This window comes from Mucilaginibacter sp. P4_G9, from assembly GCF_056400985.1.
On the sequence record NZ_JBFUKF010000019.1, the window covers coordinates 1 to 15,470 of the forward strand.

The 15,470-nt window shown below is 44.1% G+C and carries 12 protein-coding genes; 3 read left to right on the forward strand and 9 right to left on the reverse strand.

Annotated elements, in window-relative coordinates:
• Nucleotides 1-131 precede the first annotated feature (131 nt).
• From AC1DPZ_RS03710 to AC1DPZ_RS03735, 6 genes are all read right to left on the reverse strand, one after another.
• Nucleotides 132-1,592 (reverse strand): serine hydrolase, encoded by a 1,461-nt coding sequence (locus tag AC1DPZ_RS03710; protein ID WP_477401340.1) that lies wholly within the window; start codon nucleotides 1,590-1,592, stop codon nucleotides 132-134.
• 198 nt (nucleotides 1,593-1,790) lie between these two features.
• Complete coding sequence (locus tag AC1DPZ_RS03715; protein ID WP_477401341.1) at nucleotides 1,791-3,485, reverse strand: serine hydrolase domain-containing protein; 1,695 nt, start codon at nucleotides 3,483-3,485, stop codon at nucleotides 1,791-1,793.
• Nucleotides 3,486-3,787: 302 nt separating this feature from the next.
• On the reverse strand, nucleotides 3,788-4,426 hold the full coding sequence (locus AC1DPZ_RS03720) for a gluconate 2-dehydrogenase subunit 3 family protein (protein WP_477401342.1): 639 nt from the start codon (nucleotides 4,424-4,426) through the stop codon (nucleotides 3,788-3,790).
• A 21-nt stretch (nucleotides 4,427-4,447) separates the two neighbouring features.
• Nucleotides 4,448-6,184, reverse strand: coding sequence for a GMC family oxidoreductase (locus AC1DPZ_RS03725; RefSeq protein WP_477401343.1), 1,737 nt, complete (start codon nucleotides 6,182-6,184; stop codon nucleotides 4,448-4,450).
• Nucleotides 6,185-6,315: 131 nt separating this feature from the next.
• Nucleotides 6,316-6,978, reverse strand: a complete 663-nt coding sequence (locus AC1DPZ_RS03730; RefSeq protein ID WP_477401345.1) for a 3-keto-disaccharide hydrolase — start codon at nucleotides 6,976-6,978, stop codon at nucleotides 6,316-6,318.
• Between the two features lie 215 nt (nucleotides 6,979-7,193).
• Nucleotides 7,194-8,156, reverse strand: coding sequence for a hypothetical protein (locus AC1DPZ_RS03735; RefSeq protein ID WP_477401346.1), 963 nt, complete (start codon nucleotides 8,154-8,156; stop codon nucleotides 7,194-7,196).
• A 503-nt stretch (nucleotides 8,157-8,659) separates the two neighbouring features.
• On the opposite strand from AC1DPZ_RS03735, the gene AC1DPZ_RS03740 reads away from it, so the two are divergent.
• The 3 genes from AC1DPZ_RS03740 to AC1DPZ_RS03750 all read left to right on the forward strand — a co-directional run bounded on the left by AC1DPZ_RS03740 (nucleotide 8,660) and on the right by AC1DPZ_RS03750 (nucleotide 11,523).
• Nucleotides 8,660-9,088, forward strand: a complete 429-nt coding sequence (locus AC1DPZ_RS03740) for a CBS domain-containing protein (RefSeq protein WP_477401348.1) — start codon at nucleotides 8,660-8,662, stop codon at nucleotides 9,086-9,088.
• A gap of 206 nt (nucleotides 9,089-9,294) precedes the next feature.
• Nucleotides 9,295-10,521 carry a DEAD/DEAH box helicase gene (locus AC1DPZ_RS03745; protein ID WP_477401349.1) on the forward strand — a complete coding sequence of 409 codons (1,227 nt, stop codon included), beginning with the start codon at nucleotides 9,295-9,297 and terminating at the stop codon, nucleotides 10,519-10,521.
• 9 nt (nucleotides 10,522-10,530) lie between these two features.
• The gene (locus AC1DPZ_RS03750; RefSeq protein WP_477401350.1) at nucleotides 10,531-11,523 is read left to right on the forward strand and encodes a glycoside hydrolase family 43 protein; all 993 of its coding nucleotides are present in this window, start codon (nucleotides 10,531-10,533) and stop codon (nucleotides 11,521-11,523) included.
• Between the two features lie 153 nt (nucleotides 11,524-11,676).
• Here AC1DPZ_RS03750 and AC1DPZ_RS03755 read toward each other — a convergent pair whose 3' ends face one another.
• Genes AC1DPZ_RS03755 through AC1DPZ_RS03765 form a run of 3 tightly spaced genes read right to left on the reverse strand, consistent with a single transcriptional unit; the run spans nucleotide 11,677 to nucleotide 15,455 of the window.
• Nucleotides 11,677-13,827, reverse strand: coding sequence for a xanthine dehydrogenase family protein molybdopterin-binding subunit (locus tag AC1DPZ_RS03755; RefSeq protein WP_477401352.1), 2,151 nt, complete (start codon nucleotides 13,825-13,827; stop codon nucleotides 11,677-11,679).
• 6 nt (nucleotides 13,828-13,833) lie between these two features.
• Nucleotides 13,834-14,814, reverse strand: coding sequence for an FAD binding domain-containing protein (locus AC1DPZ_RS03760; protein WP_477401354.1), 981 nt, complete (start codon nucleotides 14,812-14,814; stop codon nucleotides 13,834-13,836).
• Nucleotides 14,811-15,455, reverse strand: coding sequence for a (2Fe-2S)-binding protein (locus tag AC1DPZ_RS03765; RefSeq protein ID WP_477401356.1), 645 nt, complete (start codon nucleotides 15,453-15,455; stop codon nucleotides 14,811-14,813). The genes AC1DPZ_RS03760 and AC1DPZ_RS03765 overlap by 4 nt, the downstream gene beginning before the upstream one ends.
• Nucleotides 15,456-15,470: the final 15 nt, after the last annotated feature.

Consider the following 15,470-nt stretch of genomic DNA (forward strand, 5'->3'; position numbering starts at 1 on the left):
AAACTGCAGGATGATGGCTCCATAAAAGCTGCTGATGAGGCGATAAAGCTGATAACGGACGCTAAATAGATTGATGAATAAAACAAGCCATATGAAGTTTTGAAAACTTCATATGGCTTTAATAACTTCTTTTATTTAATTTTTTTTGCCTCGTTCTTACGCCCGTTTTGATAGAGGATAACCGACGTTACTTTTCCCGCGGCATCTTTAATTACTTCTAAATCGGCAAGGAAACTTTTAGGGAAGAATTTATTCTGCGCTTCGGGATAGATAGGAAATTTAGGCTGACCTGTGGCTTGTGCATACAATTGGTTTCCATCCCTGCTTAACGTTATTATAAAGTCGGGTTTAAGCGCGTATTGGCCTGTATAACTCTCCAGGTCCGAATCACTAACCTTAACCAATGTTTTTACGGTATTTAAAAGCAGGCCTTTAAAGTTGTAAACCTTGGCTACGCTATTAACCACCTCCTGCATAATTTCACTGTTATCCGAGTTAACCATAACAACAATGCCATTACCATCCTTAAGGCTTCCGTAATACTGGCACCTGAAACCCTCATTTGCACCCCCATGCTGAAAGTATTTTGTACTATCTACATTAGTGGTTGCAATAAATACGCCCAAAGCCGCATTGGCGTTTTGGAAGGGAGTTAACCTGAGCTTTGTAGTTTGCTGATCCAATACCCTGGCCGACTTACCCTCGTAAGCCAATTGTGTTTCAATAATATACTTAGCCAAATCTGTTGGATTTGTCCACAAACCGGCAGCGGCCTGCTCGGGATAAACATGGTATTTACCGGGAATTGCTTTTCCATTTGTATCATACCCTGTAGATAACAAAGAGGGCTTTGCACCAGTCGGGGGTTGTGTATAGGTACTGGAGGTCATGCCCAAAGGCTGCAGTACATTTTTTTTCATATAATCTGCATATGGCTGGTTGGTAACATCCATAACTATCATTTGAGAAATGGTAATACCTCCGCCAGAATATTCCGACCTTAAACCAGGTTCATACATTGAACGAATCGGGTCGGAATTTGCCGGTTTTTGTCCATTTAATATCTGAACAACTGATGGCAATGGCTGGCCTTGTTCATATCCTCCAAAACCATGAACCGTTAGTCCGCCTGTGTGGCTTAACAGGTTTGCGATATTTATTTTTTTACCTTTAGCAAGGCTATCATAAGGAAATTTCCAGCTTTTTAAATAGGTATTAATATCTGCATATAAGTCTATTTTCTTTTCCTGAACCAGTTTCAGAACGCCTACGGCATTGATAGATTTACTGATGGAAGCGGCCTGAAAAAGTGTTTGCGGGGTAACAGGTATTTTTAAACTATCGTCGGCCAATCCGTAGCCCTTTGCCCAAAGTACGTGATAGTTTTGAATCACGGCCAGGCTTAATCCGTGTACTTTGTAATAAGCCATGCGTTCCTGTAATGTTTTTGGTGTTTCATCTTTGAATTGTATGGGGCTGATTAAATTAGATTCAACCTGCTTGATTTTATCATTGATATCATCCTGCCCATAAACACATGCCTGGCTTAAAGCCAATGCCATTAACACAAAAAATAAACGTAAAGTCTTCATATGAGTGATTAATTATAGGTGTATAATTATTCCTGCTTCAAATACAAAGCCAATATTTAACCAATTAACAATCAATCAATTACACAGATTCCCATTATAAATATGTTCGTATATGGACGGTGTCGTGCGATATTGAACGCTGTAAACAAAAAAGGCAGGTACTTAAACTGTGTAAAGGAGCTTTCGACTACATAGTAATCATGGTGCTTTAATTTTAACAAACTTCAAATGCATCACCCGCCAGCTATCCACCTCAAAACCTGTAATTTGTTTTGCTTTATTCCGGGTGACTAAAAGGTGTTTCATATACCAGGTGTCATTAAGCAAATGGTCTGCTCCAAATAGCGTCAGCTTCGTGTCGTTATATTTGTTATTGGTTAAATAAAGCTGGTGGTCTTTTAATATTATTTTATAAGTACAATCTAATTCGGGGCTATAATAAATACCGGTGTAGGCCAGCAAACTTTTATCGTCAGCTTGCATTTTGTTTGGCAATCTGGTAAAACGGTACGCATCGCCCGGCGTATTCATGGTCAAATCGTAATCTCCGGGTTGTTGGTTGAAGTTGAATTTAATACCGGGAACATAAAAAATAGAATAGGTGTTTTTCGATTCTCTTGTCAGCAGGTAATCACTCGTATTTGTTCCCATACGTTGATACAGACTATCATTTTTAAGTGTTAAACTCATTGTCATGTTCACCTCGTTACTAAAATAGTCCCCTTGTTGTTTTTCTACAAAAGGCAGCTCCGCAACAGGTATTTTGACATCCCTCTTCTTTTCTTCCGCCTTTGGTACGGCTGTTTTTTCCGAAATCAAAAGATCTGCAATTTGGCCGGCTTTTTCCCGGGCATATATTTCACTCAAATTACTCAAAACAATAATACCTGTTTTCAGTTCGGGGAAAACGGTAATATAGGTACGGTAACCGGCATCTGCCCCATCGTGCTGGTATTGTTTCCACCCTTTATAATTTGCAGAAATAATTCCTGCAGCATAATCCAGTACAGTTCCATCATTTAGTTTGGTTTTTTGGGTAAGCTGTAATATGGATTGTTGATTGCCTGCCCTGGTATCGTAAAAATTCATAACCCATTTGGCCAGGTCATTAATAGTAGAAAAAAGACTGGTGGGGCCTACGGTAGAGTAGCTTAAAATATTATTGCTAAAACTGGTATTGTCTTTTCTGTCGTAAGCGTATACTCTGTTCTTTTCTATCTCGGTATAATCATCATGAAAATGAGTACTGGCCATTCCCAAAGGTTTAAATATCGCCGAGTCTGTAAATTTTCTTAGTGACTGGCCAGATATTGCTTTCACAATTTCTGCCAGTAAGGTGTATCCACTGTTGGAGTAAATGAATTTGTCGCCGGGGTTAAAATTAAGCGCCTGCTGCTTACTTAAAATTTTAATGATATGTTCCTGGGTGATCACATCATCAATCCTGGTTCCCGAAATGCCCAGCAGTTGCCACTGGTCCCTTATTCCGCTTGTATGATTTAGCAGGTTACGGACAGTTATTTTTTGCCCGAGATTTGGGAACCACAGCAGATATTTACGGATATCGTCGTCCAGGTTAAGCTTACCTTGTTGTGCCAGCAAAACAATAGCATAGGCCGTGAATTGTTTAGACACTGATGCCAGATGATATACAGTTTCTGGTGAGTTGGGTATAGCATATTCCAAATTTGCCATACCATATCCTTTAGAGAAAACAAGCGTGTCGTTTCTGACAATGCCTACTACACAACCGGGACTTTGAGTTTTGTTCCAGTATTCAAAAATAGAATTGATTTTTTTAACAACCGGATCAGGTAATGCCTGGGCCCACACTTTAGCACCCGCTATTAAGATAAAACAAAGCGAAAGGCAAAATACACGTGTTTTAAGCATTTAGGTGATAATTAGGTTTATTTCTGGTTAGTATAATTGCCGCACTAGCCGCTTTTTATTCCTTCGCTACCGTCCCATAAATGGGGACGGCAATGAACTTTTAAGCTACCTTAAACGGGATCAGTCCTTAAATCATTGCCGTTGGGCTTCAGCCAACGGTTAAATTGAAAGAAATGAGTTAGGGCTTTAGCCAAAAAATATTATAGATATTTAAAAGCGATTTCCCTGGGTAGCCGGAGACAAACTAACCCAAAAAAAAAACGCCTCATAATCACTTATGAGACGGCCTTTTTTGTTAGTATTTAAACACCGGCTTTTACATCCTGCATATTGTAATGCTTTAATATATCGTCAGGTACGCCTGTCCATTTATTAATGTTGTTACCAACAAAACCAACATCGTCAATACCCATTTTTGTGGTATAAAAACCCGATGCGGTTAAATCGCGCATGCGGTTAAAAAATGCTACACCCTGAGCCATTTCGGGTTTGGCTTTATTGGGGTAGGCTATCATATCTACCAGCTCAATTTGCTGGGCTTTGCTGCAATCGGTAAAAACCTTACCATAGCGGTTAAGGCATTGCAGATCAAGCCAGCGCAGGCCGCCGCGCATGGGGGTTTGATGATCCGGGATATCCTTCACAATAAACTCGATAAAATCTGGCACTTTGGCATCAGATGCGCTGCCCGATTTTGCGTCTTTAGGGATAATAATATCGCCCAGCACCGTAATAGTTGCCATTTCTGCCGCAGTGAAAAACTTGTCGGCATGCAGCTTTTTATCGCGTTCAAGCTCGTAGGGCTGGCGTCCGGCTTCTGCTTCGGCCGCTGCCGGGGCTGCTTCTTCTGTTTTGGGGGTACCGGGTTTACAGGCTTCCAGTAATAATCCTGCCGAAAGTGTGGTAAAGCCTAATGCTTTAAGGGAGTCACGTCTGTTCATGATATTTTATGGATTTGCTTGTTAAACGTTTAGTGCTTTTCTTTGCTGTAATATATATTCCGCGGTACGCATAGACATAGCCAGGATGGTCCAGGTAGCGTTTTTATCGCCCTGTTGTACAAACGGCGCGGCATCAACCACAAAAAGGTTTTTACAATCATGCGCCTGGCACCATTTATTCAAGGCCGATTTTTTAGGATCGTTACCCATGCGTATGGTACCCACTTCGTGGATGATCTTGCCGGGAGCTTCTAAACCGTAATTAGTTTCGGGGCCTTGCGGACCACCATAAATGGCGCCACCCATATTGTGCATAATTTCCTGGAAGGTTTCCTGCATGTGCTTAGCTTGCTTAATCTCATCATCGGCCCATTTGTAATGGAAGCGCAATACCGGGATCCCATATTTATCAACCACATTAGGGTCTATTTCACAATAGTTATCATAACGTGCTATAGCAGTACCACGGCCCGCCATACCAAACTGGGTACCGTAAAAACGGCGGTAATCGTCTTTTAATGATGCCCCGTAACCACCGGCTTCTTTCATTTTACCATCGCGGCCAGGTACAGCCCCGTTCATATTGTGAATGCCGCTGCCAAAGCCATATGATGGCATGTGCATGCCACCACCATATTCAATATGATAACCACGCGGAAAATCCAGTTTTTTATTATCAAGCCACCATGGCGAGTAAATATGAACACTGCCTACGCCATCCTCATTATATCGTTTACGATCCATTAACTGTGGCAGGAAACCTCCGGCGCTTGAGCCGGTTGAATCATGCAGGTAACGCCCCACAACACCACTGCTATTGGCCAGGCCACCCGGATGTTCTGCTGATTTTGAGTTGAGCAGGATCCTGGCCGATTCACCCGCGCTTGCACCAAGAATAACCGTTTTGGCATTTACCTGGTACTCCTGCAGGTCCTCCCTGTTTACATAGGATACACCGGTAGCCAATCCCTCTTTATTGGTGATCACTTCGCGTACCATGGCATTGGTGATCACTTTTAAATTCCCGGTTTTTACAGCCGGAATAACCAGGCATGATGAGGCCGAAAAATCGCCGTAAACCTTACAGCTACGGCCGCATTGCCCGCAGAAAAAACATGCGCCACGGTCTTTATTCCCCGGTAAGGCCTCTGTTAAAACCGAACCTCGACCCGGGATAATAGTTACCCCAGCCTTTTTAGCACCCTTTACAATATACAGCTCGTTAAGCCTTGGTTTGGGCGGTGGCAGGTAAATACCATCCGGTTCGTTCTCCAAGCCTTCTTTGGTTCCATAAATACCAATCATGCGGTCAACCTTATCATAATAAGGCTTTACGTCATCATAGGTTATTGGCCAATCGTCGGTAAGGCCATCTTTGGCCTGGAAATCGCGCGGGCCCATACGCAACGAAATCCGCCCCCAGTGATTGGTACGTCCGCCCAGCATCCGCGAACGGAACCAGTAAAACTCGGTTTTATCTTTTGTGGTGTATGGCTCGCCATCAATTTGCCAGCCGCCATAAGCAGCATCAAAATCGCCAAACGGACGGGTTGTACCCGCACCGCGGCGCGGCGATTCCCAGGGCCATTTCAATTGTTGTGAATCCTTCTGCGGATCGAAGTAGGCGCCCGCCTCAAGCATCAGCACCTTAATACCGGCGTTGGCCAAAACATAACCGGCCATGCCCCCGCCGGCACCCGAACCAACAATTACCACATCGTAGGTTTCCGATGACTTTTTAATTTGTAGATCGTTCATATTATCTCAAAAATATCCTTTGTGTAATACAGGAAAAATGCACGGTTTATACATGCATTCATTGAATGGAATTATTGGTATAAATATATTGAACGCTATGCGTAAAGTATATCTATTCTATGTTAAAAATTTTATAATTGCTTAATTGATATATCTCGGAATGATATCACATGCCCATGATCCTGCAAAGCGATATGGCCTTTAGGGTATGCGGCAAAATCTGTCCAGGTTTTAAATTTGCTGTTGGCAATAAGTTGTTTCCACTCATCGCTGCCTATCTGGGTTTCAACTATTTTGGTCCCGTTTAGCCAAAAAGTAAGGTGACCGTCTTTTTTACGCAGCTTAACTTTATTCCATTCGCCGGCAGGTTTTGCAACATCCTTTGAGGGGGCTTTCATATCATACAACGAACCGGCAAGATGGTTGGCTTTTTTATTGTCGCTGGCATCTTTATTATCAAGCACCTGCATTTCAACACCGGTAACATAAGTCTCGCTAAATTTAGGATCTTCATGAACGCCAAAAATAATTCCGCTGTTACCTTCCTTGGTGATATTCCACTCCAGGGTTAGCTCATAGTTTTCATATTCAGCATCGGTAACCAGGTCGCCCTGTTGTTCAGCTTTAGGGTCAAGCTGTAAAGCGCCGTCTACAACTTTCCATGCGCCGGCGCCCGTTTTTAAATAAGTATGCCAGCCGGTGGTTGTTTTACCATCAAACAATGGCTTGGTTTGGGCCAATACAGCAAAATGCAGGGCAGGGATAGCCATCAGGCTCAGTAAGATTTTTTTCATCGGTTTTGTTTTATAATTAATGGAGATATACCTTTAGGTTGGTTAAATATATCTGCTTTTTGTTAATGCTAAAACGATTATCGGAAAAATAAATTACAAACAAGCGCGATTGGCTTTGTAAAAATATGGATATACAAATTAACTGTAAGTTTAACGTCATAAGTCCGGAATAATTCTGACTTTAGACTTACGACTTCGGACTCCAGACTTAGAACTTAATCCCTGGCATGCTTATGGAAACCAAAAGATAAACCGGCCGCTATACCAACGGTAACATAGCCATAGCTATCCTGGAAACTTTGGTTATAATCGTCCTGGCCGCGGTAGCCGCCGCCAAGCATAAAAGCCGTACCCTGCATAAAGGGGAATGAGTAATAATATTTAAGGCTTACGTTTAACCTTTTTTTGATATCGATAGCCGAGTAATTATCGTACTTATCAGCAATGTAGGTAAAATCAAACTGGATGCGTTGCCAGTTTTGGTAGGTAGTTCTTTCCTGCTCCAGGGGATCGTCATAAGCTTTCACAATATTATACATGCGACTGCCATTAATGCGGATAAACCCATAATGGTTTTTTAAATTTTCTGAAAGGCCAAGGTTAAACAGCCCCGAATGTACTTCAAGGCCTATGTTATCATAGCGGTTAATGGTAAGGCCGGGTTTATCAACCCGTTTGCCGGTAAAATAGGTAAGCGTGTAAAAGTTAGTAGTAAATTTACCGCTATCAACGTTAAAGCTGCCATCTTTATTTAATGATGGCCCCCGGGCACCGTTTGAATGATGCGAATAAGCCAACGACAAAAACTTCGGCTTAAAAGTATCCTCATTAAGCCGGTAAAACACGGTCCCGTTTGGCATATAGCTTGGCGATTTTACCGGCGCTCCCCGGCTATTCAGCAGGCGAATTTTTACCCTTGAGCTAAACACAAAAAAGAAACGTGATTTTGGGGTACTGAACAGGATAAAATTGGGCGACAGATCGGTGGTAAGCTGAGTTTTTACTTTGTTGAAATAATCGTTCCCGGCCATCGAAAGCCTCATGTTTTCCTCAAAAATATTATCAAATGCATGATTAATAATATGCTGAGTTAAGCGGACCGAGTCGGATTTGTTGGTATCAATGTTCAAAGTATCAGCATTTGCTGCAAAACTGCCCTGTAAAATCAGCAATGCCATGCAGCAAACCAATTTTAAAGCTGGATTAAAGGTATGTTGAAATAGTAAGGCAGTATTTTTAAATGATGCCTTAAAAGGTAAAAAAGTAGCCAATTTAGTAGGTGTTATTTGTATATATAGAAGTAGAATTAAGATAAAAAATACTTAACAATGCAATATGCTGCACTGTTAAATTTGATGCCGCAATATTAAATATTAATCGTTTTTGTGTAACCGGACCACTGTCAGTTTAACGTAAACCTTGAGGAAAAAGGGCGTGTTTAACCAGATTAAAACACATTGCTGCCGAGGTTTTACAGTAGGATTACAGTTGGCAGCTAATTGGCGACAGTTATCACTATCATTGGTCTGTTCCGGCCTGGATAAACCGGTACAAATACCTGGAGTAACCCAATACCAGCCTGCCGCATTGTTGATATTTTATAATGAATAAAAACATTAGGGTTTAATTCTGTTTTATTATATTTGGTTAAAGCCAATTCCCTCATTATAACCTTTGTATCATGATAACAGTTTCAAACATTCTGGCCCGTAAGGGTGGCGGTGCTATTAGTATTGATGCAGATGCATCTGTTTTAGAAGCCTTAGAGTTAATGGCCCAAAAACACATCGGTTCTGTAGTTGTAACCCAAGATGATGAATACCTCGGTTTGCTAACCGAACGCGATTACGCCCGTAAGGTGATCCTGAAAGGAAAATCATCGCACGAAACCCTGGTACGCGAGATCATGAGCACCGGCCTGCCACGCATACTGCCCGAAAACTCCATAGATACCTGCATGCACATCATGAGCGAAAGCAATATTCGTTACCTGCCTGTTTTTATAAACGATAAACTCTGCGGCATCATTTCCAGTAACGACCTGGTAAAGGAAACAATCCTAAGTCAGCAGGAAACTATTGAGCAGTTGAGGGAGTATATACACTCCTGAGTAAGAATACATTGTAAAAAACAAGTTAACTTTCACCACAGCGATGGGTTTGAAACCCATCGCTGTGGTGAAAGTTTCTGTGCCAAACAGTTTCATTTAACAGATTTTTCTGGTTTGACCTTTTAAGCGATTTCCCTGTCCTGCTGTGTAAATACCCCTTATCCCATTAAATTTTTATATCTTGCATAATTTACTTATAAGAAACAGTGACTTTTCAGGATTTTAACTTCAACGAACAATTATTCGAAGGCATAGAGAGTATGGGTTTTACCACCCCTACCCCGATACAGGAAATGGCCATCCCGGTTGTTTTAGCCGGACAAGACCTTATTGCCTGCGCCCAAACCGGTACAGGTAAAACAGGCGCATACTTACTGCCGATACTTAATCATATTACCGGTACTGCTAAACACCAAACCAGCGCCCTCATTTTGGCGCCAACCCGCGAACTGGCCCAGCAAATTGACCAGCAGGTTGAAGGCCTGGCCTATTTTACCGGTGTTAGCTCTTTAGCGGTTTTTGGTGGCGGTGATGGTATGGCTTACGAGCAGCAGCGCCGTGGCATCCAGAATAATGTAAACATTATTATAGCTACCCCCGGTCGCTTAATTGCGCACCTTACATCGGGTGTATTAAAGCTTAACCACTTAACGCATTTGATTTTAGATGAGGCCGACCGCATGCTGGATATGGGTTTCTCTGACGATATCATGAAGATCATCAGCTACCTGCCAAAAACCAGGCAAACGCTTTTGTTTTCGGCCACCATGCCGGGGCGGATCCGCTCATTGGCTAAGGCTATCCTGAAAGAGCCCCAACAGATCAATATTGCTATTTCGCAGCCCGCCGTTGGCATCGATCAGCAAATCTATCGCCTGCATGATCAGCAAAAAACGCCTTTACTGCAGCTTATCCTGCGCGATTCTGCCTATGCAAGCACCATTATTTTCGCCTCCCGTAAGGAGATCGTAAAATCATTATACAAAGAATTGAAAGCCATCAAGATCGACGCCATGGCCTTCCACTCCGACCTGGAGCAGAAGGAGCGTGAAGAGATCCTGCTGAAATTTAAAAACAAACAACTGCCGGTTATTATTGGTACCGATGCACTTTCGCGCGGTATTGATGTGGAGGGTATCGACCTGGTGATTAACTACGATGTGCCCGGCGATCCGGAAGATTATATTCACCGTATTGGTCGTACGGCCCGTGCTGCTACAACCGGTACCGCCATCACCTTTGTAAACCATCGCGATGAGCGCAAGCTTAAAAATATAGAGCACCTGATAGAGCGACCTATCCGTGTGGTTGGTTTGCCTGATGAACTGGCCTCAATACAGCAAGCTCCGCAGGCCGCTCACGGAGACGACAAAAGGAACCCACAAAGGCCCAACAGGCGCTGGAACAAAAACAAGCCGAAAAAAAACAGTTAAATACAGCTTATGAGCATGTATAAAAAGGTGCTTTTAAACATGATACTGGGTGTGGCAATGGCTGCACCTGCTCATTATGCGTTTGCGCAGGACAAGAAAACATCGGGCAACCCGGTTGTTGAAGGCTGGTATGCCGACCCCGAAGCTAAAATTTTTGATAGCCAATACTGGTTGTACCCCACCTATTCGGCCAAATATGATGAGCAGGTATACATGGATGCCTTTTCATCGCCCGACCTGGTGCATTGGACCAAACACCCCCACATTGTTGATACCAGCGGTGTAAAATGGGTTCGCCGAGCTTTATGGGCCCCTGCTGTTACCGAAAAGGATGGCAAATATTATATTTTCTTCGGCGCCAACGATATCCAGAACAATAACGAAAAAGGCGGCATAGGAGTTGCCGTAAGCGATAACCCTGCCGGTCCGTTCAAAGATTATTTAGGCAAGCCGCTGATAGACCAGATCATCAACAAAGCGCAGCCAATTGACCAGTTTGTTTTTAGGGATGATAACGGCCAATATTACATGATATACGGTGGATGGGGTCAGTGTAATATTGTTAAACTAAAAAATGATTTCACGGGCGTTGTTCCGTTTGAGGATGGCGTAACCTATAAAAAAATAACTCCCGAAGGCTATGTTGAAGGCCCGGTGATGTTCAAACGCAAAGGCAAATACTACTTTATGTGGAGCGAAGGCGGCTGGACAGGTCCGGATTACCGCGTTGCATATGCCGTAGGCGATACGCCTTTCGGTCCGTTTAAACGTATAGCCACGGTGCTAAAACAAGATGCCCGTATTGCAACAGGAGCAGGTCACCATTCGGTGATCAACGTACCGGGTACTGATGAATGGTACATAGTTTACCACCGCAGGCCCTTAACAGAAACTGATGCAAACCACCGCGTAATGTGCATTGATAAAATGTATTTTGATAAGGACGGAATGATACGGCCCGTTAAGATCACCAATGAAGGTGTGGCGGCGAGGAAATTGTAGATGTGCAGATCTCAAATTTCGGATGTGCAGATTTTTAAGCTCTTATCATGCTGAAGCTGCTTCAAGAACAAAACTTACCTTTAATTTAAAAAGGTAAGTTTCTATGGGACTTCTATTGCACAAAATAACGTCATCTCTCGCAATAACAGAGCTTCATGCCATCACCTTATCGGGTGTAATAGGCAAATCCCTTACCCGTTTACCACTGGCATTGTAAACCGCGTTGGCTACTGCAGCGGCCATGCCAATAAGGGCTATCTCGGCCATACCTTTTGCACCCATTGGGTTAATGACCGGGTCGGGTTTATTAACAAACAGGGCATCAATCTGGGGAATATCGGCATTTACAGGCACATGATAATCAGCAAAGTTATTGTTAATATAACGGCCATAGCGATGATCGATAACCGACTCTTCCATCAAAGCCATACCAATGCCCCCGATAGCGCCACCCACTACCTGGCTGCGAGCTGTTTTTGGGCTGATAATATGGCCCGAATCGGCCACAGATGCTACTTTATCAATTTTAACCACGCCGGTTGCCGGGTTTACCAAAACCTTTACAAAATGAACTGACCATGAGCTCATGGCGTATTTTTCCCGGCCGCTACCGCCGCCTGTTATTGTAACAACTTCAAGCGAAGGCAGGTTGTGTTCTTTCAATATTTTAGCATAATCCGGGTTATCGGTACCGCCGTTGCCAATAAGTTTTTGGAATTTCTCTTTCAGATCGGCACAGGCCTGGTACACAGCAGATCCAACGCTTGCCGTAGTCGCCGAACCACCCTGGGTTGGCGCATTTGGCAGCGATGAATCTCCCAACTCAAACCGGATCTTTTCGGCCGGTATGCCCATTTGTTCGGCTGCTATCAAAACCATGGCCGTTCCTGTTCCGGGCCCAATATCGGTAACGGCGCTCTGCAACAGCAAAATACCATCAGCATTCATTTTTGCCTTAATGGTGGCTCCATCCCGATAGGCCCCAAACATGCCGCCTGCCATACCGTAACCAACATACCAGCCATCTTTTTTAACAGACGCAGGCTCCTGTTTACGCTCGCTCCATCCAATATGGTCAGCACCTAACCGGTAGGCTTCATTCAGGAACTTGCTGGAGAATGGCTTGCCGCTTTCCGGGTCTTTTTCGGCATAGTTGCGCAGGCGTAACTCAACCGGGTCAATCTTTAAGCTATAAGATAGCTCATCCAGCGCCGATTCCAGCGCAAAAGAACCTGTAGCCTCGCCGGGTCCGCGCATCCAGGTTGGGGTGGCAATATCCAGGGATACTAAATGATACTTAGTATTCACGTTGGGACAGTCATATAAATTCTGGCTCACCCGCACAGATCCTTCCGTAAAGTTTTCGTAGGATGATGTTTGCCCTGCCGCCTCATGGGTAATGCCTGTCAGCTTACCATCGGCAGTAGCGCCGATACCTATTTTTTGCCAGGTAAATGGCCGGTACCCTACCGAAGTAAACATATCTGCCCGGCTTAAAACCAATTTAACCGGTTTTTTTACCACTTTTGAACCTATTACTGCAGCAACCTCGTGCGGCCAGGTACGCAGGGCACTGCCAAATGCGCCACCCACAAATGGCGAGTGTACCTTTACGTTTTCAACCGGGATCTTAAACAAACGGGCCATATCCTCCTGGGTTCCTTTAACTCCCTGTGTTTTATCCCAAACAGATAGTTTATTATCGGCATCCCAGCTGGCTATAATGGCATGCAGCTCCATTGGGTTGTGGGTAACTGTAGGTACAATATATTCCTGCTCCAGCTTAAACGGCGCCGATTTCCAGGCATCTTCTGTGCCGCGTTTATAGGTGCCATCACCATGCGCCGCGAAACCTTTACTCATATTGTCGGGCAGGTTTGTGCTATGCTTATCAACATTATATTGTGCTTTTACTAATCCCGCGCCAAACAAAGCGCGTTCAAAAGTATCGGCAATAACCAGGGCGATGGGTTGACCATTGAAATAGATCTTATCGTCATAAAAAACCTTAAATGCACCTTTGGGATGGGCAGGCTTGCCACTTTCCGGCTGATCGCCGAGTACCTTTGGCGCATTTAAATGGGTAATTACGGCAAGCACTCCCGGCGCATTCCCGGCGGCCTTGATATCAATTGAAGTTATAGAGCCCTTGGTGATGGTGCTACCCACCAAAACCCCGTAAGTTAAACCTGCCGGCGTATATTCTGCCGAGTATTTAGCCGCGCCGGTTACTTTTAACCGCCCGTCTATCCGGCTCATGCCTTCTGCTGATGATGGCATAGTTGAGTTGATCGCTTTTTTCATAGGATGTTAAACTAAGCCTGCTGCGTGTTTTAAAGCCTCGGTAATGGTAGCCGGGGCAAGTTTTAATTTAAACGAATTGTTGCCATAACCTTTGGCCCCTTGCATAGCTAACTGCGCCGCCTGCTCAAAGTTTTCTTCGGTTGCTTTTTTGCCTATAAGTGATTTTTCGGCGTCAAACAAGCGCCACGGTTTGTGGGCAACACCGCCCATAGCTAAACGGGCATCTTTAATAACGCCATTTTCGATATCAAGGGCGGCAGCTACCGAAACCAATGCAAAGGCGTATGATTGCCTGTCGCGTATTTTTAAGTAGTAACTATTTTTGGCGAAATTGTTATCGGGGATCTCTATACCCGTAATCAATTCATCTTTACCCAAATGATTATCCAGTTCGGGATTATCTCCCGGCAGGCGGTGAAATTCGGTAAATGGCAAACGGCGTTCCCCTTTTTTACCGGTAATTATCACGGTCGCATCAAGCGCGGCAAGGGCAACACACATATCACTTGGATGCACTGCTATACATTGCTGGCTGCCGCCAAAAATGGCATGCATCCGGTTAATGCCTTCCATAGCGCCGCATCCTGTGCCAGGTGTGCGCTTATTGCAGGGCATAGTTACATCATAAAAGTAACCGCAACGGGTACGTTGCATCATATTACCACCCACAGTTGCCATATTGCGCAGCTGCGGCGACGCCCCTGCTTTAAGCGCCATGGCCAAAAGTGGATGTTTTTCGGTTACCAGGCCATTTTCTGATACAACACTGTTGAGTGCCAGGGCACCTATATGTAATGCTGTTTTTGTAGCTGCTATACCTTTTAAGGGCAAATGATTAATATCCACCAGTTTATCAGGAGCGGTAACACCCCGTTTCATCAGGTCGACTAAATTAGTCCCGCCTGCTATGATCTTTGTGCCGGGTTTGCTGATAACGTCCAACACTCCTTGTTGTGTGGCCGGGCGAATGTATTGAAACTGTTTCATACTTTCATCCCCCCATCTTTCACTTCCTGTATGGCATTTACTATGTTAGGATAAGCGCCGCAACGACAAATATTGCCGCTCATGTATTCCCGTGTTTCATGTTCCGAATTGGCATGCCCCTCGCGGATGCATGCTACAGCCGACATGATTTGCCCGGGTGTGCAGTACCCGCATTGAAAACCATCGTGCTTTATAAAAGCTTCCTGCATGGGGTGCAGCTGATCGCCCTTGGCAAGCCCTTCAATAGTGGTGATCTTTTTACCGTTCATCATTATGCCTAATGTTAAGCATGAATTTACCCTGTGTCCATCCACATGAACGGTGCATGCGCCGCACTGGCCATGATCGCAGCCTTTTTTGGTACCGGTAAGGTCAAGCTGCTCACGTAAAATATCAAGCAGGGTTGATCTTGGTTCAACAGATAAACTTTGCAGCTTTCCGTTTACCTCCATTTTCAAGGGCATTTTTTCAAAAACTGCGGCAAACTGCTCGTCCACATGATCGGCTGCTGCTTTAATAGCTGTTCCGGGGGTAAGGGCAATCGCGGTAAGCAGGGTAGATTGTTTCAGAAAATTCCTTCGCGAACTGTCCTTTACATCCTGCCCCTCATCGGGCGCGGTACAAGGTTTTTTGCTTTCCATAATAATTGGCTTTTT